Raw genomic sequence first — 24,178 nt, 5'->3', positions numbered from 1 at the left:
AGGGGGCCAGGCCGCGTGATTGTGGCGATGTGTGAACGACCCGACGTTCGCGCTACCGATGTGCAGCGACGATGGCCATCATTGGGCGGTCGCGCTCCTCGTCGAGCGCGGGCATCGCGTCGACCTGCTCGGGCGTCGGCCCCCATTCGCCGAGATGCGCGAGCGTGAAGCCGCAGCCGATCAGCAGGTTCACGAGCGTGCCGAGCGTGCGGTGCTGCTTGACGACGCCCGGCGCGAGCCAGTCGGTCACGCGTTCGCCTTCACGCTGGTAGCCGTCGAGCGGCCAGGTGCGGTTACCCTGCGCGTCGATGACGAAGCCGGGCCGGCGCGGCGCCGTATAGACCGGATGCTCGATCGAAAACACGAGCCGCCCGCCCGGCACGAGCGCGCGGTGGATCGTGCGCAGCAGCGTGTCGAGGTGCGCAATGTAGTGGAACGCGAGCGAGCTGTAGGCAAGATCGAATGCGGCGTCCGGCAGTACGAGCGTTTCGAGGTCGGCGCGGCGGTACGTGATGGCCGGATGCGCGGCGGTCGAGTTCGCTCGTTCGAGCATGCATTCGGACACGTCGACGCCGAGCACGCCGGCCGCGCCCTGATCGGCCGCCCAGCGGCTGAACCAGCCGTAGCCGCAACCGAGATCGAGCACGTGGCGGCCGCGCAGATCCGGCAGCAGCGCGCGTAGCGCGGGCCATTCGGGCGCGCCGTCGAGCCCGTGAATCGAGCGGTTCAGGCGGCTGTAACCTTTGAAGAAGGCCGGGTCGTCGTAGATGTTCTGCGTCATGCGGCGCGCCTCGTGCGAGCGGGGCACGCGGTGCGGTGCGCCCGAACCCGCGAGCTTACGCGTGCTGCCTGCCCGCGTCGATCCTGCGCTGCGTGTCGGCATCGACGATCTCGCGGATCGCGCTGAACAGCGGCGCGGCGTCGGTGTAGCGCCGGCCGTAGCCGAGATTGAACGCGTAGTCGAAATCGGGCGGATTGCTGCCCTGGTTGTGCTGCAGGATCGTCTCGAGCTTGTCGAGCGCCTTCGCCGCGCGCGCTTCCGGCGATGCGGCCGCTTCGTATTCGTCCCACAGCGCGACGATCGCGTCGCGCTGCGCATTGTCGAGCGACCCGGCCAGTGTCAGAAGGTCATCGCGTTCGTGCACGCTCTTGTCGGGATGCGCGGCCTGCTCGATCGCGGGGATGTCGCCGTGCAGCGCCTCGCCGAGATCGTGGACGATGCACAGCTTCAGCAGCTTCAGCATGTCGATGCCGGGCAGCGCATCGGCGAACACGAGCGCCATCAGGCACAGCCGCCAGCTGTGCTCGGCCGTGCTTTCGGGGCGACCGTTCGACGTGTGGCCGCTACGCAGCACGTCCTTCAGGCGTTCGGCTTCGCGCAGGAAATCGAGCCGTGCGCGGATCGTATCGGGGTTCATGGTCGGCGTCCTTGCGATGAGCCGTCCAGCGTACGCCGCCCGATCGCGGTTCGTCCACGCATGAAATATGCGCGGCGCGCGCTAAAGCGTCTCGACGAGTCGCGCGGCCGAGCCGTCCGACAGCGTCATGCGCGTCCACCGGCACCGGCTGCCGCGGATCGGCACGACGCGCGATGCGTTTGCGCCCGTGTCGAACTCGACGCTCGGCGGCCCCGCGCGCTCGTGCCAGCCGAGCGGATCGAGCGCGGCCTCCATGCGGACGATTTCCGGCGTCGCATAGCGCCACAGCGACGTGCCGAGCAGCATCGAAAGCGGCTGCGAGAACTCGGCCGCGCGCGCCGATGAACAGGCGAGCAGCCGATGCGTGAGGTCGCACACGAGATGCAGGCGGCCCGCGCTGCCCGCGATCAGCCGCGCGAGCGCGTGGTCGCCGGCGGAATCGAGACGCGCGGCGAGCAGCCGTTCGGCCGTCGCGCGCTCGTCGGGCGACATCTGCTGGCGGCCGGCTTCCCAGCGCGAGATCGTCGATTGCGCGACGCCGAACAGTTCGGCCGCATGGCTTTGCTTGACGCGGTGCAGCGCGCGCCAGCGCTTGAGTTGCGGGCCGAGCGGCGGCGTGTGAAGCGGTGAGGCGGTCATGACGATGCTCCCGTGGCGGCGCGTGCCGCGCGCGCCGTTACATGATCCGGATGCCGCCGTTTGCCTGGATCGCGATGGCCGCGAACGGCACGAGCACGATGCCGCCCAGCACGAGCACGCCGTCGGCGGCCACCGTGATCGGCGTGGCGAGGATCCGCAGGCCCATGCCGACGACGGACGGCGATTCCCGGATGTACACCCGGTACTGCTCGTTGAACGCTTGCGCGGCGCCCTTGTCCTGCTCGGCGAAACCTTCCGTCGAATAGCGCTTGCCGCCGATGTCGCCTTCGAGCACGAGACCGGCCGGCGCGGCGGTGAAGCCGTCGGCACGGGCAGCCTGCCGATCGTCGTCCGACGCGTCCTTCGGCAACACGATCCGGTAGTGGCCGGTGATGCTGCCGCCGCTCGCGTGAAAGTCGGCAAACGTCGTATGCAGCGATTTCCGGTAGCCGGACAGCAGCACCGGCCGCAATTGGGCCGGCAGATCGAAGATGTAATGGTAGCGCGTGCCGAGGACGACCAGCTTCTTGCCGTCCTGGGTGATCATGAAACTGGTGACGTACTCGCTGTATGCGTCGTCCTTGTACAGCTTCGGCGTGAAACAGCCTGACAGCGCCAGGCTGCTCGCGGCCATGGCGGCGGCCAGCAGGCGCCGGCGCGTGATCGATGTGCTCATTTGTTGTTGTCCCGTCTGTGCGGTTCGGTTCAGTGGCTTGCGCCCTCGGAAGCGCGATTCTCGCGTATCGGCGGCAGGTTGTCGAAGGGAAATCTGTCATGGCAGCGGGCGGCCGGATCGCTTCGTGCCCCGCCGAAAACGTTTTCGCCAGGCTTTCAACCGGCTCCGCCATATCTTATTATTCGGCGAGAGCGGCGCATGCCGGCCGCCGTCGGTGATGTCAACGGCACGACGCGCCGGCAACGATGACCGACTTTCGGCCGCCGCGTCGCACGGCGCGTGGTCGACATGACAGGGCACGCGAGGCCGCGCGTATCCCGAAAAATGACACGAGGGCGCGATGGTACGACTGGTATTGCTGCTGCTGGGCATCGAATATCTGCGAACCCGCTGGCGCGGGCTGACCGTGCTCGGCTGGGTGTGGGTCGCGGCAGGCGTCGGGATCTTCGTCGACGCGCTCGACGGCGCGCTGCATTTCCCGATCGAGCTGTTCGCGTGGCTGTTCCTGATCGAGGGACTCGCGACGCTCGCCATGGCCGGCAGCGGCGTCGGCGGGCAGCGCATCCTGCGCTACGTGAAGGGTATCGTGGTGGTCGTGGCCGCGGGGCTCGTGTTCGCCGGCCATCACCACGGCCACTTCCTGCTGTCGATGATCTTCGGCACGCTGTTCCTCGTCGACGGGCTGCTGCAGTGCACGTCCGCGTGGATGGTGCGCTACCGGCGCTGGAACGTCGCCTTCGCGTGGGGCATTGTCGAGATCCTGCTGGCGGTCTTCTTCTTCCAGCCGTACCCGACGCATTACGTCGGCACCGTGCCGTACTGCCTCGGCCTGCTGCTGATGTTCGGCGGAATGCACATGCTGAGCCTCGCCGCGCGCGTGCGGCGCCTGACGCGCAATCCCGCGTTCGCGACGTCGCCCGCGCCGGCGCTCGTACCCGATCTCGACGATGCGCGCGAGCAGCCGCGGTTCGCGCAAGCCGAATGGGACGGCCCGCCGGCCGACGGCGAGCACGCGCTCACCGTGCACGTGTGGACGCCGACCGGCACGTCGAAGGCCGAAGCGCAGCGTTATCCGGTGATCGACCGCTACATCGCGGCGGTGGACGTCAACGGCGTGATCTCGACCGGGCACGCGGCGCTGGAGTCGCCCGAAGGCATCTACATCAGCCTGTACCCGGGCGTCGAAATCGATCGTTCTCCGGACGAATTCACGCGCATTCTGCGCGCGACGCGCGAGAACGACGTGCCGGGCCTGTTCCAGCCCGACTATGCGACGGAGTCGAAAGCGTGGTGCCCGTCGACCGTGCGCGTACGCATCCGCAACTACGATCCGGCGAAGCTCGAAGCCTTCTGGTCGTCGTATCGGCAGAACGTCACGTACAACCTCACGCACCGCAACTGCTCGAGCACGGTATCGAATGCGCTCGAAGCCGCGCTCGACGGCGCGGTGTGGCGACTGAAGGGGACGCGGGCCGGGTGGGGCGCGTTCGTGCGGCTGCTGCTGACGCCGGAGCTGTGGGTGGCCGCGCAGATCCGCAAGCGTGCGGTGACGATGGCGTGGACGCCCGGCCTCACGCTCGACTATGCGCGCGCGCTCAGCATGCTCGCCGATCCGCGGCCGTTCGCGTGGTGGAAGGTCGCGCGCTCGGCGGTGAATGCGATCATGGCGTCGCGCCGCGCGTGGCGCGAGCAGGACAGCGCGGCGCTGTCGCCTGGCCGATCGGAGGCGGCGTCGATGAAGTGAAACGCGTGGCGCCGGACGAGGGCCCGGCGTCACTTGGGTCGCCACCGCGCGACCCGGCGAGTGTGCCCGCCATCACGACCCACAGACGACAACAATGAACGAGACGAGAGCTTTTCGCATCCTGATTCCCGCTGCGCTCGTGCTGGCCGGCGCCGGTTTCGCGCAGGCGAGTTCGGACGAAGTGCCGCGCATGAGCAACGACGTGTACCGGACGTCGGTGTCGTTCTGCTCGAACGTCGCGGCCGCCGAGAAGATCGCGTGCCAGGGCGACATGATCGCCGCGGGCAGCCGGATCGTCGCGGCGATCGGCGGCCTGCCGCCGGCGTCCGCCACGGCGATCGACGAAGGCGCGCGCAACAAGCTGCCGCCGGAGGAGCGCAAGGGTCTCGCGCCCGTCGAACCCGGCGCGATCGACAAGGACGACGACGTGGCCGGGCTCGCCGGCATGGTGCGTCTTTGCGACGTGTACGAATCCGAGCCGGCGTCCCGCGCGCGGCATCACGCGGCGCTGCGGCAGAAGGCGCCCGATGCCGCGCCGCGTGTCGAGGCGTTGCTGGCCGACGCGTCGACGGCCGCGCGCCAGCGCGTCAGTATCGGTGTGTGGCAGATTCTCGCGCTCGAGGGCCCCGAAGCGTCCGCCCGCGCGTGCACGCAGCTCGGCACCGGGTCGTGAGCGCCCGGATGCCACAGGTGCGAGCCGTGCCGCCGTCGACGTGCCGGCATCGATAGTGCCGCGTTCGGCGCATGCCGGGACGGTCAACCGCTCGCGATCGTGGCCGGCCTGACCCGTATCGGCTTGCCGAGCGTCCGGGCGACCGGAGAAGTCCGCACCGCGTCGCGCACGAGCGTCTGCTGTGCGGGCGACAGCGGCGCCGCGAAGCGCAGTGCGATATCGAAACCCGTTTCGTGGTCGAGGCGGTCGACGGTCACGTCCGCCGTGCAGGCGGGCAGTGTCACGCCCGCGCGTTGCGCGGCCAGGTCGATCGACATGCAGACGCACGCCGCGAGCGCGCTTTCGAGCAGCTCGTGCGGCCGCATGCCTGCGTCACCGCCTTGGCCTTCCTTGTGCGTGTCCGCACGCACGACGCTGCGCCCGTTGCCGATCTCGACGCAATAGGGCTTGCCGAACCGTGTGGCGGTTACCATCGCGATGCTCCATAGCAGGGTGAGGGTGGCGACAGGGTACGCGGGTGCCGCCCGTGGCGGAAGGCAACGGGTGGTACCGGTACCGTTTGTAACAGGGTGGGCGGCGACCCGCGAGTTCTTTCGTCCACCTTCACATTCGTGCCACGTTGCGACAGCAACAATCGTGGGCAGACATTCGACAACCTTGCGGCGCATCCCGCGACCGCATGCCTTTTCCGAGGAAACACGCCATGCTCAAGACGCTCGCCCGCGCCGCTGCCGCCCTCGCCGTCGCTTCCGTTTCACTGCACGCCGCCGCGCAGACCAGCTACGACTACCTGTTGCTCGCCGCCTCGTGGGAGCCCGGCTTCTGCGCGTCGCACGATACGCCGGAATGCACGAACCTCGCCGGCTCGTATGCGGCGACGAGCCTGTCGCTGCATGGGCTCTGGCCGAACCGCTATGACGGCAACCAGCCGTTCTACTGCGGCGTGCCGCAGAACGACATCGACCTCGACAACGCGCACCAGTGGTGCAGCATGGACGCCTATCCGATCAGCAGCGCGACCCGCAACACGCTGTCGACGTACATGCCGGGCGTCGCTTCGTGTCTCGACAAGCACGAATGGTTCAAGCACGGCACCTGCTCGAACTCGGCGACGCCCGACGCGTACTGGAACCAGGCGTCGGGCATGATCAGCCGGCTCGGCAACACGTCGTTCAACGCCTTCCTGCAGGCGAACGCGGGCAAGACGGTGACGCGTAACCAACTGCTGTCGGCGTTCGAGGGCGCGTTCGGCAGCAACACGCGCAGCGCGGTGTCGTTGAAGTGCACGAAGACGAACGGCGTGAGCTACTTCACCGAAGCCTGGATCGCGGTCAAGACGAATGCGGCCGCGCAGTTCCCGAGCGCGGCGTCGCTCGTGACCGACGGCAACACGCAGGGCACGTGCCCGACGTCGGGCGTGTTTATCGCCAGGTAACGGGGCACGGCGCGACGCGGGCGGGATCGCGCATGTCGCCGCCGGTCACGGCGCAGCGCGCGCAATTTCCGGTCGGTATCGACCTCATTCTGGCGGGGATCGGAACGGCCCGGTGAGCCGGCCTGCGGCGGGCGGTTCCCGGTGAGGCGCCGGTTTGTTACGCGAGCAGGTGCAACGCGTCGGCGAGCGACAGCACCATCGTGCGCGATTCGAACGCGGTGGCGAACAGATGCTCGTGAACCACCGGGTCCGGGTCGTAGCAGCAGTCCTTGACGGTATAGAGGCGGAAATCCGCGTCGCTCGCATGGGCGATCGACGACAGCATCACGCCGGTCGACGCGATGCCGACCAGGATCAGCGAGTCGATTCCTCGCGCGGCCAGCCGAGCCTGCAGATCCGTGCCGAAGAACACGCTGGCGCGGTGCGCGACGATCAGCGGTTCGTCGGCCTGCCGGCTCAATTCCGGGCAGACGTCGTCGTTGATGAACAGGCCAAGCTGCTTGATGCCCTGGCCGTTCTTGTTGAGCGGGCTGACTTCCGGATAGCCGGGGCGGAAGCGGAGATTCGCGAACCAGACGCCGACGCCGGCAGCCCGCGCCGCGTCGCACAACCGGCGCGTGTTGGCGAGCAGCTCGGGCGCGACCGACGGAAAGAGGCCGAGGATGTCGGTCTGGTAATGCATGACAAGCAGTGCGGTGCGAGACGGCACGATCGCGGGAATCGATGCGGAGGCGTCGGCGTTCGTGCAGGCTGTCGTGACGATTGCTGGTGCGTTGTCCGGATGCATGCTTGATGTTCTCCAGTAACCGCTGGGGGTGTCAGAAAATCGATCGTATCGTGCGAGTCGCCAACCCGTACAACGCCAACGTGCCGGGACTCCCGCAAGATAACCCGGCATGCCGTCCCGGCGCCCATCGTGCGGGCGGGCAGCCGTGGTGCCTGCGATGACCGGGTTCGCCCAAGAAGAGACGTAGCGCCGCGAGCCTCAGGTTCCTGTTCCATGGATCACCAGGCGAATTTCCGCCCATGCGAGCAGGGGGCGTCGACACTCGCGCGATGATATCGTGTTCGACGCCTCAGTTTTCCTGGCCCGCCACCGTTCCAGTCTCGGAGCTGTCGACCGGTAGCGTGATCGCTTCAACCCGTCTCATACGGGTTCGATTGATCATCAGGCGAGTAACGTCGGGGCGGGAATAATGCCCGGCGGGATCGGCGGCGCTCTTCGAAATGACGATGGCCGCAAGATCGATATCCGCGTACAGAATGCCCTCGCTGTCTTCCGGCAGCTTGGAGACAAGCGCGTTCCCGTCAGGCCCGTAAATGATCGCATGACCGCCGCCCACGTGGTTGAGTCCGTGCTTCTCCGGTGTGTCGCACAGGTCGTCGATCATCGCTTGTGTTACGACAGCGCAGGGTGCCAGTACGAAGCACGATCCCTCGACCGCATAGATTTTGCTCGCAGCATTGTTGACTTCCCACCCGAGTGCGTGAGCAAACGGCTCATAGTTGGAAAAGCTCGGCCATGCCGCAACGTGCACTTGCTCGTTTTGCGCGTACATCGCGTACTTCGACAGCGGCTGCAAATGCTCCCAACAGCACAACGCGCCCACACGTCCAAGGCCTTCAATCTGATACACGGTCAGATCCGATCCATCGCCTTCGCCGAACACGGCACGCTCCACATGAGTGGGGCGCAGCTTGCGGCGAACGGCGATGGTCTCGCCGTCGGCGCCAATGAGCCATTGCCCCATGTAGAGGCTGCCGCCGCTTCGCTCGGAAACGCCGATGACCGCCGTGATGCCGGCCTGCCTGACTGCGGCGCTGAGTCGTAGGGCCTCCGGGCTGTCGTAGCTTAGCGAATTGTCGAAGTATCGCTGAACGAAGCCACGGCTTACCTGCCAAGCATGCGCCCCCATCCAGATATGCCACGGATAGCCAGGCAGCCAGGTCTCCGGGAAGGCGACGAGCTTTGCGCCGTTCGCTGCCGCCTCTCGGATAAGGGCAATGGTCTTGTCGATGCCGGCTTCGAGGTTGAGCCAGATCGGGGCTGCCTGAACAACGGCGACCTTGTATTGCGGATGAGTGAGGGGCATGGTGAATCGCTTGAAGGTTTCGTGGTCCGGGCAACTTCCGATGTTTGCGAAGGGGTGCTCGAGAAGTCGAGAGTCCTAGTCGGCGATTTGCGTGAGCTTGCGCCGGGAACAGCCGCACCCGATCGCCTTCATGCCGTATCTGCGTCCGGGTCCAAGGACTTGCAGTGAGTGAGCATGTCGGCGCACTTCCTTGGCGGTCAGCGGACCGCCGTGCCCCATGTAGAAGCGTTGCATTCCCGCGTCGACCATGCCGATCAGTTCCGCGCTGACAGCTTTCGGGTCGTCCTCGAAGGGAGGGCGCATGGCGTGGGTCTTGCGGATGATTCCCCCGAGCAAGACGCCCGATGCGAGCAAATCGCCGACCAATGCGTCGCCACTGCTCAGTTCAACCGAGACAGAGCCCGCCGTGTGGCCAGGGGTATGCCTGGCCAGACCGTCAATTCCATGGCCGCTCAGATCGAAACTTGCGCTGTCCTGCAGCAGGATGTCGGGCGTGAAGGGCAGGTAGGGCTCACGAGGCACGCCGGAGCTCAAGAAGAGGGGGCCCCACCAATGGGCGACGCAGTATGTCATTTCCTCGCGCCGCTCGTAGTAGTCCAGATCTCCCGCATGGGCAAGGATCGGTGCACCCGTGAGTTCACGCAGTCGGGCAGCTGATCCGGCATGATCCGTATGAGCATGCGTGACGACAATCAAGGTGACATCGCGAAAACCGCGACCATGTTTTTTCAAGGCACGCTCGATCTTCCCTTGCGACCCCGGCGTGCCGGTGTCGACGAGGACGCAGCCCGTTTCACCGATGATCAGGTGGCAATGGACCATGCCAAACGGCAGGATCGGGACCGTAACGATTGACGGGGTAGTCAAGATGTTTTTCCTTCGGAGCAGTTGACGGCGCCGCGTCGCGCTGACGAATTCCACGTGCCGCGGGCCATCCGGTAGCGTCACGTTCAGAGTCGAGTCCGGCCATCGAAATCGTCCGCGTTCACCGCAGCGTCAAAAGCAGCTGCGACCTGGTCGGGTGCGCCGCACGCGGTGGCCTTGTCTTCGAGCGCCGCGACGAAATGTGCAATGACCCCCGCCACCTCGGCCGGCGCTTCAAGCGGCGACAGGTGTCCGGTTCCAGGCAGGATGTACATCGCGGCCTGTGGAATTCGGGGCAGCAGTTCGGCCTGCAGCGTGGCGACGCGATCCACCTGGTCCAGCTCTCCGGCAATGACCAGTGTCGGGGCGTCGATCAACGCCACTGCGGCGGTGATGTCTTCGGCCATGGCCACGTTCGGCCATGCCGCCTTCGCTTGCGGCGCGGCCTTCAGACTGTCCTCTATGACTTGCTCGCGGCAGTCGGCGTCCAGCGGCTTCGCGGTCAGCACCTGGTCGATGACGAATTCGACCGATTCGCGCGACAGATAGGCGGCAGCCAAGGTTGCGCGTTGCTCGTCGGAGACAAGCATCGGCGACGGCGGCGACGGTGCAACGAGCACGAGGCCTTCGAGCCCTCGCGGCCGCCGTGATGCGATGAGTTGCGCAACCTTGCCGCCCATCGAGTGACCGACGAGAACATAGCGCGGCAATCCCAGCGATTCGATGACGCCCTCGGCATCGGCAGCAAGATCGGCGATACGGTAGCCGTCTGCGGGTGCTTCGGATTCGCCCCAGCCTCGATGATCGGTGGCAATGATGCGATACCGGTCGGACAACTGGTTTGCCACCCGGTCCCAGGTTCGCGACGAGCCGCCGTAGTAATGCAGGAACACGAGCGCCAAATCCCCGCTGCCGCACTGTTTGATGTGAATCCGCGTGCCGTTCGTTTCGATTTCCATTGGGATGCCCCTTCTTCATGAGTTGTGTCGAGGTTAGATCCCTGTCTTGTATTTGATAATTGCTGCATCAGTAGCGGCAGTCGATAATGGTGTTATCGAATTGAGGAGGCGCAATGGATCGACTGACGAGTCTCGGGGTGTTCGTCGCCGCAGTGGAGGAAGGCAGCTTTGCTGCTGCGGCGCGGCGGTTCGGGCTATCGGCGGCGATGGCCGGCAAGCACGTGAGCGCAATCGAGTCCGAACTGAATGCGCGGTTGCTCCAACGAACCACGCGCCGCCTGAGTTTGACCGATACTGGCCAGGCCTACTATGAGCGATGCAAGCAGATCCTCGAAGCGTTCGACGATGCGAACCGGGAAGCGAGCGATTCGCAAGGTACGGCGCGCGGCGTTTTGCGCGTCGCGGCGCCCGTCACGTTCGGCGCGATGCATTTGGGCGACGTTCTTGCCCGTTATGTAGAGGACCATCCGCAAGTGAACGTGGACGTGCTTCTCGGAGACCGTTATGTCGACCTCATCGATGCGGGCGTTGACGTGGCGATCAGGATCGGGCGGCTGCGGGAGCCGGAACTCGTCACACGCCGGCTTGCGCCGTGTCGAATGGTCGTGTGCGCGTCACCCGCGTACCTCGAGCGGCATGGGATGCCACGCAAGCCTGGCGACTTGCTGCGGGCACCACGCCTCGCCTTCAGCGAGGCCGTGTCGGCCGGTGACTGGACCTTGTTCGATGCGAGAAACCGCGCGTATGTCATCGACGGACCTTGCCGGATCGCCGCCAACAACACGCAAATGCTTCTCGCCGCCGCACTCGCCGGCGCCGGCATCGCGTACGGTCCAACCTTCGTATTCGGCGAGCACCTGCGTCGGGGCGAACTTGTGCCGTTGCTGCCGGCCTACCGTGCCACTGAGTTGGCGATCCAGGCCGTTTATCCGAGCGCGCGACGCATACCGCTTAAAGTGCGCCGCTTTGTCGATTACCTCACGGAAGCGTTTGGTGATGACCCCCCTTGGGATCGAATGGCGAAGCTTTGAAAGAGCGGCGGATGGTCATGCGTTACCGGCGTGACTGCGTGCTCCCGGGAAGCCGTCCCTGTAGTTTCGTCTGCGCCGGGCTGTTCAGGATCGGCTACGGCCGACAGCCCCGAAGTAAAGTATGCGTCTCCGCTACGCCGGGACGACCGCGACATGCTTGCGATCTATCACGCGACGTTCGTTATACGGCGCTTGTCGGTCGCGTTCACGCACATTTTTGAGCGTGCGGAACTGTTGGACGCCGATCGGGCCACGATCGAGGAGATGCTCGCGCTGTATCGTGCCCGGCTCGACGCCGGCTTCTCTACGATCGAGCGCCATGGCGTTTTGTCCGACGTCGCGCGGGATTTGATCCACGAGGGGCGGGATTACGCGAAATCGCTGGCAGCTTGCTGACTGTTGCTTCGTCGGCCAATTCCGGGACTCGGAATTCCGGTGATTCTGATGCCGTTTAAGGGAATCGGCCGGGAAAGGCGTTTGTGCTCTGCGAGCGTAAACGCCTAATTCGGTGTATTGATCGATCGCTTCAAAAGAACCGGCAGCCTGCGGATTCGCCGGGGCTCTTCGCTATTGCAACGGATTGGACGACTGGGCAAGCCGTCAGACCCGGTTCGGCCGCTCGTCCGAGCCATGAAGCCCTCTCCCGAACGGCTGTTCCAACCTGAAACTCGCCAGATGTTCAGCGCGCACATCGTGCCGAAAGCGCTCCGAGCGGGCATCAGGGTCAACTTTGATTGCTCCAAAGATCGTCCACCGCACGGATCGACAGCAAGTAGCCGTTCGCGCCAGCCCCGCAGATGACGGCGGTAGCGGCCACCGAGATTGTCGAATGACGGTATTCCTCGGAGCGCCGGTGAATGTTCGTGATATGCACTTCCACCACCGGCCGGCGAACCAGCTTGACGGCATCGAGCACCGGAATGCGCCCGAACGAGAAACCGGCCGGGTTGATGATGAGCGCGGCGTCCTGCAGGAAGGCTTCCTGAATCCAGTCGATCAACTGGCTCTCGCTGTTGGTCTGGCGGAACACGCAATCGAACTTGAGATCCGCGGCCAGCGCGAGGCAGTTCCGTTCGATGTCCTTGAGCGTCGTATGGCCGTAGAGGTGCGGCTCGCGCGCGCCGAGCATGTTCAGGTTGGAGCCGTTGAGGATGTAGAGTTTGCGAGTCATGGCGTCAGTGGGTAGCGCTACGTTCGAGGGCCGTGTCTTTGGTTTCCCGCGACGTCGCGATCATGAGGAAGGAAAGCAGGTTCAGCGAGCCGCAGACCGCGACGATGGCCCACGGCGAACCATGAAAGGCGTTGAGCAACGCCACGGCGACGATCGGCATCGGCCCGCCGGTGAGCAGGTTGGCGCCCGAGTAGGACAGCGCGGAGCCGGTATAGCGCGCTTCCGTCGGGAAGGATTCGGCGAACCACACCGGCTGGATGCCGCTCTGGAACTGCGTGAAGCCGAGGAAGGCGCCCATCACGGCCATCGTCGTCGCGACCGAGTGCTGATTGAGGATCGGGAAGTAGATCAGGCAGCAGACCAGCGTGCAGAACGAGCCGATCAGCAGCGCGCCTTTACGTCCGATCCTGTCGCTCAGGTAGCCGCCCGCCAGTGCGCCCGCGATGGCGCAGACGTTCGCCACCATCAGCAGCATGAAGCCAGTCTGCTTGGGCACGCCGAGGTTCTTCGTGAGATAGCTGAGCGAGAAGACCACAATCAGGTAGAAGAGCGCCGCCGGACCGCAGAAGAACAGCGTCAGACGCAGCGCGGTGCGCCAGTGAAACCTGAAGACGATGCCGAGCGGATTGGCGGCGCGTGCGCCTTCGCCCTTTTTCCTGAGCGCCTCGAATGCCGGCGTCTCGCTGACCTTCATGCGGATATAGATGCCCAGCAGCACGAGCACGAAGCTCGCGAGGAACGGAATTCTCCATCCGTACGATTCGAAGTCCTGGGCCGAAAGCAGGCCGGACAGCGCGAAGAGGGCGAAGTTGGCGAGGATCTGGCTGAGCGGCGAGCAGATGCCGAGCAGGCCCGAGTACAGCCCGCGCTTTTTCGCGGATGCGTGTTCGACCGCCATCAGTTGCGCGCCCGTCGATTCGCCGCCGAGCGCGAACCCCTGAATGATGCGCAGCGAAACCAGCAAGGTTGGCGCAAGAATGCCGACTTGCTGATACGTGGGCAGCAGGCCCATCAGGAACGACGACGCGCCCATCACCGAAACCGTGACCAGCATCAGGTTGCGCCGCCCCCAGCGGTCGCCGAGCATGCCGCAGATCACCGCGCCGAGCGGACGGGCGGCGAGTCCCGCCCAGAAGCTCGCCAGCGATGCGAGCAGCGACGCGGTCGGATCGAGCGACGGGAAGAACAGCTTCGGAAAGATCGTGGCCGCGACCACACCGTACAACGCGAAGTCGAACCATTCCAGCGCCGTGCCGACGGTGGCGCCCGCCACCGCGCGACGGGCCATCAAGTGAGCCTGTGGGGACCCTTCGCCTGCGGCGATGTTCGGGTCAGCGATATCTGACATGGTGTCTCCTGGATTATCGGTATGGTGTAACCGCGTTTCTCGCGACCAACAGGTGCTATTGTTTGCGCTGCGGAAGCGGTGCGTTCCGCACCGGAACTGCATTTCATATTGCGGAATGTCGACGAACGATGTCGCTCAAGAACGGCCTGAGAGTGCTCGATTTCCTCGCGTCACAAGGCGAGGGCGCGGGGCTTGTCGAGATCGCGGATGCGCTGGGAATGCCGCGCAGTTCGTGCCATCGCGTTCTCGCGGAACTGGTCGAGAGCGGTTACGTGCGGCAATTGGCCGATCACAGCCGCTACATCCTGACCATGCGCATGACGTCGAACGGCCTGGAGTTCCTGAGCCTGACCGGCATCGCGGATATTGCCCAGCCGATCATCGAACGCGTCGCCGCGCGCACCGGCGAACTGGCGCGCCTGTCGCTGGTGGACGGTGAGACGATCATCTGGGTGGGAAAAGCGGATGGCCAGCGCACCGGTTTTCGTTACGATCCCGACATGGGGCAGGCGGCACGGCTCTCATGTACATCGACCGGACACGCATGGCTCATGACGATGTCCGACGAACAGGCGGCTGCGCTCGTCCTGAAGCAGGGCTTTGGTGAGCCGAACGAGTTCGGCCCCAACGCGCCGACCACGCTCAAGGCGCTGCTCGGTTTCCTGCACGCCGCGCGCGTGCGCGGCTACGCGATGATCGATGAGGTCTTTGCGCCGGGAATGGCGGCGGTCGCGACACCCGTGGTCAGCGGCTCGCGTTGCGTCGGCGTCATCAGCCTGGCCGGTCCGCGCAAGCGGCTGACGGCGGAAAAGATTCACGTGTATTCGGAATTGCTGCGCGAGGCCGCCAATGAACTCGCCCAGTTGAGCAACATGGCCGGCTTTCCAGGCCGGCCCCCTCTGGGCAAGGGGTGATCCGGAGCGAGCCCGGCGCTCTGCGCCGGCCCACACCATGCGCTTCGAACCGGCTTCTCCGATACATCGGCGTGGATGGCCGAGGCGCGCTGTTCGCAAGCACCGAATGCCCGACTTCGCGACCGGCTGAAGCGGGGCCATCGCGGCCGATACTCATCTGCCGCCGTTGCGCCGGGTGACGCACGCCTGACTCCGCCCCCTCAAAAAATCGACCTTCCCGTATAAGTCGTCAGCCACTCCAGCGCCAGCGTCCCTGCGCTACGAATATATAAACTCGCATGTGATTCCATCGGTACCGACGGACGGGCGAGTGCCGTGCTGCCTTCGACGACCGAGTTTGGCCAGTTTCTGCCTTCGCTAGACAGTTGCCGACTGTCGATAGTCACCGCAGACAGGCAACTTTCTTCGACCGGAACGGTAGACGGGCGCTGTTAAGCCTTAACCTTCGTAAGATAAAAAATACAGGCTTTGGCGTCAGCGGCGACTTCGCCGTGTGGGCTAACCACAAGTTGCCGGATCATGTGCATTTCGCTTGGGCAGCTGATTACCGCCGCAATTTGAATGGCGCGCCTGACCAAATCGGGCTGCTCGGATGCCAACGCCGTCCGCACTACAGCGCAAGCTCTCTCGCTGAAATCCGGGATGGTTTGCGAGAATTCTTCAACAATTCTCCGCAAGTGATCCACGCCCACATAGCCCGGCGGCTCTCGTCGAGTCTGTCCCCAAGTGAATGAGTTTCCGTGCGGCCCACGTGTCGCCAGCCAGCGCCAAACCTCGTCGGTTGGATCTCCACCGAGCCTAATTATCTCGTTGACGATTTTTCTATTCATAGGGACTGACCGCCCATAAGAACGACAAACTATCGATGGGACCAAATGTCCGATGCTGTAAGTGTGAGGGTGAGCGGCTGCTATCGGCAAGTTCAACGGTCTGTTATGGGTCGATTGCTACCGATGGCCGAATTCCCCATTGAGCGCTCTGCGCACGCCGATATGAATCTGCCGCCGTCGCGCCACATGAGGCACGCTTGACTTCGACGCTTCAAAAGATCGAGCGCCCCGAATAGGTCGTCAACCATTCAAGAGCCCTGGTCCCCGCCAGCGAGTTCCCGTTCGCATCCAGCCCCGGCGCCCACACGCACACGGCCATTTCACCCGGCAGCACCGCGACGATCCCCCCGCCGACACCACTCTTCGCCGGCAACCCGACCCGATACACGAAATCGCCGGCCGCGTCGTAAGTGCCGCAGGTCAGCATCAACGCCGACAGCCGTTTCGCGGAACTCGGATCGACGATCCGCTCGCCCGTCACCGGCGCGACGCCGCCGTTCGCAAGGAACAGCGCGGCGCTGGCAAGCTCGACGCAGTTCATCGTGATCGCGCACTGGCGGCAATACGCGTCGATCACCGTATCGGGCGGCATCTGCATGTTGCCGAAGCTCGCCATGAAATGCGCCATCGCGCGGTTGCGCTCCGCGTGCTGCAACTCCGACAGCGCGACGCGCGAATCGTAGTTGATGTCGTTCGCGCCGATCGTCCGCCGCACGAATTCGACCAGCGCCGTTTCGGCCTTGACGAAGCGGCGGCACAGCACGTCGGTGACGACCAGCGCCCCCGCGTTGATGAACGGATTGCGCGGCTTGCCGCGCTCGCTTTCGAGCTGCACCAGCGAATTGAACGCGTTGCCGGACGGCTCGCGGCCGACCCGTTCCCACAGTTCGTCGCCGAGCAACTGGAACGCGAGCGTGCAGGCGAACAGCTTCGAAATGCTCTGGATCGAGAAACGCTCGTGCGCGTCGCCGACCGTGTAAACGTTTCCGTCGAGTGTCACGACGGCCATCCCGAACTTGTCGGCAGGCACTTTCGCGAGTTCGGGAATGTAGTCGGCAACTCGTCCCTGGCCAATCCAGGGGGCGAGTTCGGTATGGATGCGTTCGAGGATCGGCTGGTAATTCATCAAGTCAGGCGGGTAGAGGCATGTCCCGGATTCCGGCGAGCCCGTATGGAACCGTCCCGGCGCCGATTCGTCAAGCGCAACCGACATCGCGCCCTTATTTTCAAGACCGCCAAACGGGCAAGCGGCGGTCGCAGTATCATGCGGTACGTTTCGGCCGATGGCCGGCGTCCGGCACCGGCCGGTGCCGCCGCGGCTTCCCTGATGATCCGACCGCTGCCCATGTCTTTTCGTATCCTGCTCGTCGAAGACGACACCCGCCTGTCCACGCTGATCGCCGGCTACCTGCGCAAGAACGACTACGAGGTCGACACTGTGCTGCATGGCGACGCCGCGGTGCCGGCGATCCTGTCCATTCGTCCCGATCTCGTGATCCTCGACGTGAACCTGCCGGGCAAGGACGGCTTCGAAATCTGCCGCGAGGCGCGCAAGCAATACGACGGCGTGATCATCATGGTGACGGCGCGCGACGAGCCGTTCGACGAGCTGCTCGGCCTCGAATTCGGCGCGGACGACTACGTGCACAAGCCCGTCGAGCCGCGCATCCTGCTCGCGCGGATCAAGGCCCAGTTGCGCCGCGCACCCGTGCGCGCGGCCGAAGGCACCGCGCCGCAGCCGGAGCGTTACGCGTTCGGCAAGTTCTCGATCGACCGTACCGACCGCACCGTCGTGCTGCCCGACGGCAGCACGCCCGACCTGACGTCGGCCGAGTTCGACCTGCTGTGGGCGCTGGTGTGCCATGCGGGCGAAGTCGTCAGCCGCGACGACCTGATGCTGCAGCTGCGCGGCGTCGAATTCGACGGCCTCGACCGCACGATCGACGGGCGCATCTCGAAGCTGCGCCGCAAGCTGCGCGACGACGCGAGCAACCCGCAGCGGATCAAGACGATCCGCAGCAAGGGTTATCAATTCAGCAAGCACGCGTGGGAATGACGCCGCCAGCGCGCGACGCCGTCACGTTCCGCGCGGGCATTGCGCCCGCCGGCCGGGAGCCGCGATGATCCGACGAACCCGTTCGCACCCCGATGCACCGCCGCTGCCGACGCTGCGCTACGTCAAATGGCGCTGGCTGCATTTCCGCCGCGCGTGGACCGACACGCGCGCCGACCGCATTCCGAGCTGGTCGCGCCTCTACGTGCGCACCTATCTGCATCTGCTCGGCCTCGTCCTGCTGACCGCGCTCGTGCCGGCGCTCGCGCTGTGCGTCGAATTGTCGCCGCAGGTCGTGTGGCATGCGTTCGACGCGCTGCCCGGCGACATCTATATCGTGCTCGCGTTCGTGTTCGCGGCGCCCGCCCTGGCGGCGTACCGGTGGATGCGGCCGGTGTGGTCGGATCTCGTGATGGTGCGCGAACGCGCGATCGACTTCACGGGCGGGCGGTTCAACACGCGCGCGCGCGAATCGCACAGCGTGATCATCGGCCCGCTCGCCCGCACGCTGAATGCGCTCGCGATGCGCATGGAGCGCCTGATCGCCGCGCAGCGCGATCTGACGAACGGCATTTCGCACGAGCTGCGCACGCCGCTCGCGCGCGTGCGTTTCGCGCTCGAAATGCTGCGCGAACCGGCTTCGGCGGCGGAATACCAGGGCGCGCTCGAGAGCATCGCGCAGGACGTGACCGAGCTCGAGGAATTGATCGACATGAGCCTGACGTTCGCGCGGCTCGAATACAGTTCGCTGCAGTCGAACCTCGAGATGACCGCGCCGGTCGCGTGGTTCGAACACCAGATCCACGACGCGCAACTGCTGTATCCGGAGCGCGCGATCGAGGCGCGCATCGCGATCGCGTCGGATCTGCGCGTGAAGATGGACCGGCGGCTGATGTCGTACGCGATGCGCAACCTGCTGCGCAACGCGAGCAAGTACGCGAAATCGCATATCGTCGTCGGCCTCTCGCTCGTGCACGGCAACATCGGGATCTTCGTCGAGGACGACGGCCCCGGCGTGCCGGAGAGCGAGCGCGAACGGATCTTCGACGCGTTCGTGCGCCTCGACCGCCGCACGGGCGGCTACGGGCTCGGCCTGTCGATCACGCGGCAGGTGCTCCACGCGCACAACGGCCGGATCGCGGTCGTCGATCCGGTCGAGCTCGGCGGCGCGCGCTTCGAGATCAGCTGGCCGGTCTAGCGATACGCCGCCGCGCGCTCAGTATGTGCGGCCGAGCTGCAGGTAGAAGTTGCGGCGGCCGCCGGGGGCGAGCGCCACGCCGATATAGACGGGCCCGAACGCGGTCGATAGGCTCGTGAAGAACGTATAGCTCTGCTTGAGCGCACCGCCGCCGATCTGCTGGCCGCTCGACCAGACGTTGCCGACTTCCGCGCTGGCGCCGACCGACAGCGCCTTGATCGGCGACGCGTTGAACGTCATCAACTGGTTCATGTAGGTGATCTGACCGTACGCGAGCTCGTTGCCGTTCAGCTGGTCGGCCGCATACGCGGACAGGTGCTGGAAGCCGCCGAGCGTGAAGTTGAACGCGTTGATCAGGTTGGTGCCGCCGATGCTCTTGCCGCCCTCGATCGTCGCGCTGACGCTGTGCCGCCCGAACTGCTGCGCGATCATCGCCTTGCCGTAGATCTCGGTGTACGGCGCGTTGTTGATCCCGTCGTCGAATGCCGATGCCGAGCGGCCGTTGCGCGACACCAGCGAGCGTTCGACGCGCAGTTCGCCGAAGTAGCCCTTGCGGGGGAACATCGGATCGTCGAGCTGATCGATGACGAACCGCGCGCGCGCGGTCAGCGCCTGGGACGTGAAGCTCGGCCACAGCAGGTTCTGGCCGCTGCCGTCGTCGAACGGCAGGTTGTAGGTCGGCGAGCCGTGCCCGGTCACGTAACCGATGCCGATCCGGAAATCGCCGAGCCGCGCGATCGGCAGGCCGAAATCGATCCCGGCGCGCGCCGTCTGCATCAGGTACTGCGTGATCTTCACGTCGCCGGTGTCGTCGTACAGGTTCGCGTAGCGGCGCTGATACTCCGCGTACGGCGACAGGTAGACGCCGTACGCCATCGACAGCGGCTGGCGGAATTCGACGCGCGCCGACTGCAGGTCGCTGCCGATCGTCGTATCGGCGCGGAATTCCAGCCCCGATTCGGTGAGCCACGGCCGCCGGTAGCCGACGTGCAGGCGGAAGCCGCCCTCGTCGGTCGAACTGCTCGACATGCCGAGCCCGAACAGCAGGAAATTCGGCCCCCAGTACTTCTCGCGCGCGTTGATCTCGAGCACGTTGTCGTCGCCGTGGCTCACGATCTGCTGCGTGACGCTCTCGAAATTGCCGCCCGTCGTGAGGCCGAGCAGGTCCTGGCTGACGGTCTGCGGATCGTAGGTGTCGCCGGGCTTCACGTGCAGCGCGTTGCTGACGACCCGCTTCGGCACGCCGCCGCTGGTCTGGATGTCGATGCGCGTGATCCGGATCGGCGGCGGCAGCGGCTGTGCGTGCGCGGACCGGTAGGCGGCGTACTGCTCCGGCGTGAGCGCGAAACGCCGCAGTTTCGGCAGCGCGGCGGTCGCGGCGGCCGCGCCGGCGGCGATCGCCTGCTTCGCGTTCTGGAAATCGGTAAACGCGAGCCCGCCGAGATCGGGCGTGAGCAGCACGTCGTGCGTGTCGAGCTGCTTGCGCTGCGCGGTCACGTTCTGGCGGATCAGGATGCCCACCATCTGCTGCATCACGTCGGCGGGCGACGCAAGCGCGTCGAGCGGGCGCAGTTGCGAGCCGATGTCGACGGCGATCACGACGTTCGCACCCATCTGCCGCGCCGTGTCGACGGGCAGGTTGCTGACGAGCCCGCCGTCCACGAGCGCGCGCCCGTTGATCTCGGCCGGTGCGAACAGACCCGGCATCGCCATGCTCGCGCGGATCGCGAGCGGCAGCGAGCCGTGGTCGAGCACGACCATCTGGCCCGTCTGCAGGTCGGTGGCGACCGCGCGGTACGGGATCGGCAGGCGGTCGAACGGCTGGTTGGTCGGCACGGCGGCCGTCCAGTTCGCGAGCAGCGCCTGCAGCCGGTTGCCCTGCACGAGGCCGACCGGCGCCTTCACGCCTTTCTTGCCGAAGCCGAGCGTCAGCCCGTTGATGTACAGCCGTTCGTCTTCCCGGCTGGTTTGCGGCAGGTCCGCGCGGTCCGTCACGTCGAACGCGATGTCCGCGAGGTTGACCTCCGACAGCCGCTTCTGCATCTCGCCGGCCGCCATCCCGCTCGCATACAGGCCGCCGACCACGGCGCCCATGCTGGTGCCCGCGATGCAGTCGATCGGAATCCGGTTGTCTTCCAGCACCTTGAGCACGCCGAGGTGCGCGTAGCCGCGCGCGCCGCCGCCGGACAGCACGAGGCCGACCGACGGCCGGCCAGCCGGGCCGCCGTCGGCCGTGCAGGCGTTCGCGGGCGTAGCGGGCGCGGCGGGCAGCGCCGCCGGTGCGCCCGCGGCAGCGGTAACGGTCGGGGCGGCGGCGGGTTCGGTGGCCGGCAGCGGCTGCGCGGCGACCGTGCAGCACCAGAAGGCGACGAGCGTCGTGCAGAGCGGGCGCACCCGCGCCCAGCGGGAGGAAACGGTCGCTGTCATGGTGGAAATACCTGGCGTGATCGGGCGTCTGAGGCCTGCCGGGAGCAGGCAAGACCGAGAGATTACCGTGTTTTACAGGCGCAACGCGAGCGGCCGTTTCGGAGTCCGATGCCCGCGAAGTGTCATTTTCGGCAAATTCGCCGCGAAAAAATCATCGGAATTGCCTAAAGTATCGGAACGATTTGCCGCTAAGCTCGTGATGGGGCGGCACGCACGCGCCGCGACAATGCGGCGCGGCTGTCCCGGCCCGTTCGCTCACAAAGGTTTGATATGTCGACACCGCTGTTCGGAAAGTTGTTTGCGCAACCCGTTGCGATCGACCCTGGAACGGCGAGTACGCGGATTTATACGCACGAGCGCGGCGTGGTGCTGAACCAGCCGTCGGTCGTCTGCTTCCGCAAGGGCGGCGCGACCGACGCGCGGCCGACGCTCGAGGCCGTCGGCGAACTCGCGAAGGCGCTGCTCGGCCGCGAACCGGGGCATCTCGAAGCCGTGCGGCCGATGCGCCATGGCGTGATCGCCGACGCGCACGCGGCCGAACAGATGATCCGCAGCTTCATCGACATGTCGCGCACCCGGTCGCGCTTCGGCCGCCGTGTCGAGGTCACGCTGTGCGTGCCGTCCGACGCGACGGCCGTCGAGCGCCGCGCGATCCGCGAAGCCGCGTTCGCGGCCGGCGTATCGGACGTCGAACTGATCGAGGAGTCGCTCGCGGCCGGGCTCGGCGCCGGCCTGCCGGTCACCGAGCCGGTCGGCTCGATGGTCATCGACATCGGCGGCGGGACGACCGAAGTCGCGGTGATCGCGCTCGGCGGCATCGTCTACCGCGAGGCGATCCGCGTGGGCGGCAGCCAGTTCGACGCGGCGATCGTCAATCATGTCCGTAACCTGTATGGCGTGCTGCTCGGCGAGCAGACGGCCGAGCACGTGAAGAAGACGATCGGCTCGGCCACCAGCGCGGTGCCGCGCACGTCGACGCGCGCGGTCGGGCGCGGCATCGGCGACGGCCTGCCGCGCTCGGTCGAGCTGTCCAACCATGACGTCGCGGACGCGCTGGCCGCGCCGCTCAAGCAGGTGATCGGCGCGGTGAAGTCGGTGCTGGAAAACGCGCCGGCCGAACTCGTGACCGACATTGCCCATCGCGGCGTGGTGCTGACGGGCGGCGGCGCGTTGCTCGCCGACCTCGAACGCCTGCTGTACGACGAGACGGGGCTGGTCGCGCGGATTGCCGACGAACCGGCCACCTGCGCGGTGCGCGGCGCCGGCGAGGCGATGGGGCGGCTGTCGATGTGTCCGGTCGATTGAGCCGGGCCAGGGGCGCCCGGGCATCGTTGCGCGGTGCGGCCCGTCACATTCTTTCGATCTCCCTGTTGCCGGCGCGTATCGCCGGTCATCGTGCCGACCGGCCGCTGATCGTCCGGCATCGGTTCGCCGTGCGGCCATGCGCGAGCGTGTCGTGCCGGCGCGTTGCGCCCATCCAGGGCCGGGCTGTCCGAAACGGCCGATACACCTGACGACCCGAGAGACCGACCACCTTGAAATATCGAACCAGACGGAGCCTTGCGGCACGAGCGGGCCGCCTGCTGGCCGTGTTTGCGTGCCTCTGGGGCGCGGCGGCCATTGCGATCGTCGCGTACGGGATGCGCATGCCGGGCGAACCGGCCGATGTCGCCGTGATCTTCGGCAACGCACTCGACGAGACGGGCGCGCCGAAGCCCGTGCTCGCGGCCCGGCTCGATGTCGGCGTGCGCTGTTACCGCGCGGGGCAGTGCCCGGCGTTCCTGGTCAGCGGCGCGATCGACGGTCCCGGGCTGAACGAGGCGACGGCCATGCGCGACTATCTCGTCGCGCGCGGCGTGCCGGCCGACCGGATCGCCGTCGACGACCAGGGCGACAACACGCTCGCGACCGCGCAACACACGCTCGCTTACATGCAGGCGCACCACGTGTCGCGCGTGCTGATCGTCAGCCAGTACTATCACCTCGCGCGGGCGAGGCTCGCGTTCGAGCGCGTCGGCATCGCGCGCGCGAACATCTCCGCCGCGTATCCGCATCGCTTCCAGTGGCGCGATGTCTATTCGAGCTGGCGCGAGGTGCCGGCTTACGCGATGTATGCGGTGCGGTTGTGTGCGAATCCCGACGCGCAGCCGCGGTCGTTCCGGCCGATGCTTTATCTGATGAGCCTGTTTTCGTAACGCGCGCGCCGCGGGGCGAACGCTTCGGGTGCACGCGGTTCCGTTTTTTCTTCCGGTTTTCCTGTCCTTTTCTCTCCCCCCGGCACGGGATGTATTCGCCGCGTGGCAAGCGATAACGATTCGCATTGCAGTTTGAACGCAGGGGCGAAAATCGAAGCAATTTGGCCGGGTGCCTGAAAATCAGGGGTTTATTTGATTGTTAAGTAAGCGCTGATTTTCAGTTCTACAATTTCGATAATTAAAATACTGCGCTGCGGAATTCATATACCTTGAATCGAAGTTGCGCATCAGCGTTTTCACTGATGCGGTGATTCCGTTATTTTTGCGAAAAATCAAATCGGAAAGACGAAAAACATGCGTAACGTCGTCGCCGGACATCTTGCGGTGGGTAAAAAATACAGGCTCGCTATCCCTTGATCTGATGGGTAAACATCGACTGGAAAACGGTTTGAGTTTGATATAGCCTTGTCTGACAAAAGCAGGGTAGTAATCAAATAAACCAGAAAGTCG

The 24,178-nt window shown here is 65.7% G+C and carries 24 protein-coding genes; 10 read left to right on the top strand and 14 right to left on the bottom strand.

The genetic code is table 11. The annotated features are described in order from the left end of the window. Positions 1-52: 52 nt before the first annotated feature. The 4 genes from AC0KUR_RS06560 to AC0KUR_RS06545 all read right to left on the bottom strand — a co-directional run bounded on the left by AC0KUR_RS06560 (position 53) and on the right by AC0KUR_RS06545 (position 2,733). Positions 53-781 (bottom strand): class I SAM-dependent methyltransferase, encoded by a 729-nt coding sequence (locus AC0KUR_RS06560; RefSeq protein ID WP_473375573.1) that lies wholly within the window; start codon positions 779-781, stop codon positions 53-55. 55 nt (positions 782-836) lie between these two features. After that, positions 837-1,418, bottom strand: coding sequence for an HD domain-containing protein (locus tag AC0KUR_RS06555; RefSeq protein ID WP_059556841.1), 582 nt, complete (start codon positions 1,416-1,418; stop codon positions 837-839). A gap of 81 nt (positions 1,419-1,499) precedes the next feature. Next, a complete protein-coding gene (locus AC0KUR_RS06550; protein WP_473375572.1) occupies positions 1,500-2,057 on the bottom strand; it encodes a helix-turn-helix domain-containing protein in 558 nt (185 codons plus the stop codon). A gap of 37 nt (positions 2,058-2,094) precedes the next feature. Continuing rightward, positions 2,095-2,733 carry a hypothetical protein gene (locus AC0KUR_RS06545; RefSeq protein ID WP_473375571.1) on the bottom strand — a complete coding sequence of 213 codons (639 nt, stop codon included), beginning with the start codon at positions 2,731-2,733 and terminating at the stop codon, positions 2,095-2,097. Positions 2,734-3,073: 340 nt separating this feature from the next. Here AC0KUR_RS06545 and AC0KUR_RS06540 point away from each other — a divergent pair, with 340 nt between their 5' ends. Then, positions 3,074-4,477: an HdeD family acid-resistance protein gene (locus AC0KUR_RS06540; protein ID WP_034189317.1), complete on the top strand. Its 1,404-nt coding sequence runs from the start codon at positions 3,074-3,076 to the stop codon at positions 4,475-4,477. A gap of 94 nt (positions 4,478-4,571) precedes the next feature. Next, on the top strand, positions 4,572-5,150 hold the full coding sequence (locus AC0KUR_RS06535) for a hypothetical protein (protein ID WP_200086344.1): 579 nt from the start codon (positions 4,572-4,574) through the stop codon (positions 5,148-5,150). A gap of 83 nt (positions 5,151-5,233) precedes the next feature. On the opposite strand, the gene AC0KUR_RS06530 is transcribed toward AC0KUR_RS06535, so the two are convergent. Next, complete coding sequence (locus AC0KUR_RS06530; RefSeq protein WP_059556839.1) at positions 5,234-5,623, bottom strand: OsmC family protein; 390 nt, start codon at positions 5,621-5,623, stop codon at positions 5,234-5,236. A gap of 230 nt (positions 5,624-5,853) precedes the next feature. Between AC0KUR_RS06530 and AC0KUR_RS06525 the strand changes: the two genes are divergently transcribed. Then, complete coding sequence (locus AC0KUR_RS06525; RefSeq protein WP_034189320.1) at positions 5,854-6,585, top strand: ribonuclease T2; 732 nt, start codon at positions 5,854-5,856, stop codon at positions 6,583-6,585. A gap of 157 nt (positions 6,586-6,742) precedes the next feature. Here the strand turns inward: AC0KUR_RS06525 and AC0KUR_RS06520 are convergent, their stop codons facing one another. The 4 genes from AC0KUR_RS06520 to AC0KUR_RS06505 all read right to left on the bottom strand — a co-directional run bounded on the left by AC0KUR_RS06520 (position 6,743) and on the right by AC0KUR_RS06505 (position 10,501). Next, positions 6,743-7,372 carry a cysteine hydrolase family protein gene (locus AC0KUR_RS06520; protein WP_473375570.1) on the bottom strand — a complete coding sequence of 210 codons (630 nt, stop codon included), beginning with the start codon at positions 7,370-7,372 and terminating at the stop codon, positions 6,743-6,745. A 289-nt stretch (positions 7,373-7,661) separates the two neighbouring features. After that, on the bottom strand, positions 7,662-8,678 hold the full coding sequence (locus AC0KUR_RS06515; protein WP_034189322.1) for a carbon-nitrogen hydrolase family protein: 1,017 nt from the start codon (positions 8,676-8,678) through the stop codon (positions 7,662-7,664). 75 nt (positions 8,679-8,753) lie between these two features. Then, the gene (locus AC0KUR_RS06510; protein WP_156444739.1) at positions 8,754-9,545 is read right to left on the bottom strand and encodes an MBL fold metallo-hydrolase; all 792 of its coding nucleotides are present in this window, start codon (positions 9,543-9,545) and stop codon (positions 8,754-8,756) included. An 83-nt stretch (positions 9,546-9,628) separates the two neighbouring features. Further along, on the bottom strand, positions 9,629-10,501 hold the full coding sequence (locus AC0KUR_RS06505; RefSeq protein ID WP_473375569.1) for an alpha/beta fold hydrolase: 873 nt from the start codon (positions 10,499-10,501) through the stop codon (positions 9,629-9,631). 113 nt (positions 10,502-10,614) lie between these two features. On the opposite strand from AC0KUR_RS06505, the gene AC0KUR_RS06500 reads away from it, so the two are divergent. Both AC0KUR_RS06500 and AC0KUR_RS06495 read left to right on the top strand, forming a co-directional pair. Then, positions 10,615-11,532, top strand: coding sequence for a LysR family transcriptional regulator (locus AC0KUR_RS06500; RefSeq protein ID WP_034189323.1), 918 nt, complete (start codon positions 10,615-10,617; stop codon positions 11,530-11,532). A gap of 153 nt (positions 11,533-11,685) precedes the next feature. Next, the gene (locus tag AC0KUR_RS06495; protein ID WP_473375568.1) at positions 11,686-11,928 is read left to right on the top strand and encodes a hypothetical protein; all 243 of its coding nucleotides are present in this window, start codon (positions 11,686-11,688) and stop codon (positions 11,926-11,928) included. Between the two features lie 328 nt (positions 11,929-12,256). Here AC0KUR_RS06495 and AC0KUR_RS06490 read toward each other — a convergent pair whose 3' ends face one another. Both AC0KUR_RS06490 and AC0KUR_RS06485 read right to left on the bottom strand, forming a co-directional pair. After that, entirely contained in the window at positions 12,257-12,703 is a 447-nt protein-coding gene (locus tag AC0KUR_RS06490; RefSeq protein WP_049028320.1) for a type II 3-dehydroquinate dehydratase, read from the bottom strand. A 4-nt stretch (positions 12,704-12,707) separates the two neighbouring features. Further along, positions 12,708-13,991: an MFS transporter gene (locus AC0KUR_RS06485; protein WP_034189326.1), complete on the bottom strand. Its 1,284-nt coding sequence runs from the start codon at positions 13,989-13,991 to the stop codon at positions 12,708-12,710. 188 nt (positions 13,992-14,179) lie between these two features. Here AC0KUR_RS06485 and AC0KUR_RS06480 point away from each other — a divergent pair, with 188 nt between their 5' ends. After that, entirely contained in the window at positions 14,180-14,965 is a 786-nt protein-coding gene (locus AC0KUR_RS06480; protein ID WP_034189327.1) for an IclR family transcriptional regulator, read from the top strand. A 431-nt stretch (positions 14,966-15,396) separates the two neighbouring features. Here AC0KUR_RS06480 and AC0KUR_RS06475 read toward each other — a convergent pair whose 3' ends face one another. Both AC0KUR_RS06475 and AC0KUR_RS06470 read right to left on the bottom strand, forming a co-directional pair. Further along, the gene (locus AC0KUR_RS06475) at positions 15,397-15,795 is read right to left on the bottom strand and encodes a hypothetical protein (RefSeq protein ID WP_473375567.1); all 399 of its coding nucleotides are present in this window, start codon (positions 15,793-15,795) and stop codon (positions 15,397-15,399) included. Between the two features lie 211 nt (positions 15,796-16,006). Further along, positions 16,007-16,921: a glutaminase gene (locus tag AC0KUR_RS06470; protein ID WP_049028318.1), complete on the bottom strand. Its 915-nt coding sequence runs from the start codon at positions 16,919-16,921 to the stop codon at positions 16,007-16,009. Positions 16,922-17,140: 219 nt separating this feature from the next. On the opposite strand from AC0KUR_RS06470, the gene AC0KUR_RS06465 reads away from it, so the two are divergent. Beyond that, positions 17,141-17,851, top strand: a complete 711-nt coding sequence (locus AC0KUR_RS06465; RefSeq protein ID WP_034189512.1) for a response regulator — start codon at positions 17,141-17,143, stop codon at positions 17,849-17,851. Between the two features lie 64 nt (positions 17,852-17,915). Beyond that, positions 17,916-19,046, top strand: coding sequence for an ATP-binding protein (locus tag AC0KUR_RS06460; RefSeq protein WP_034189329.1), 1,131 nt, complete (start codon positions 17,916-17,918; stop codon positions 19,044-19,046). 18 nt (positions 19,047-19,064) lie between these two features. Here the strand turns inward: AC0KUR_RS06460 and AC0KUR_RS06455 are convergent, their stop codons facing one another. Beyond that, positions 19,065-21,473 (bottom strand): patatin-like phospholipase family protein, encoded by a 2,409-nt coding sequence (locus AC0KUR_RS06455; RefSeq protein ID WP_034189330.1) that lies wholly within the window; start codon positions 21,471-21,473, stop codon positions 19,065-19,067. Positions 21,474-21,743: 270 nt separating this feature from the next. Here AC0KUR_RS06455 and mreB point away from each other — a divergent pair, with 270 nt between their 5' ends. After that, the gene (gene mreB / locus AC0KUR_RS06450; protein ID WP_034189331.1) at positions 21,744-22,778 is read left to right on the top strand and encodes a rod shape-determining protein; all 1,035 of its coding nucleotides are present in this window, start codon (positions 21,744-21,746) and stop codon (positions 22,776-22,778) included. A 230-nt stretch (positions 22,779-23,008) separates the two neighbouring features. Next, complete coding sequence (locus tag AC0KUR_RS06445; protein ID WP_473375566.1) at positions 23,009-23,668, top strand: YdcF family protein; 660 nt, start codon at positions 23,009-23,011, stop codon at positions 23,666-23,668. The last annotated feature ends 510 nt before the right edge of the window (positions 23,669-24,178 follow it).

Source organism: Burkholderia sp. YHN3-13, assembly GCF_055810675.1.
This window is presented reverse-complemented; position numbering and strand designations above follow the sequence as displayed.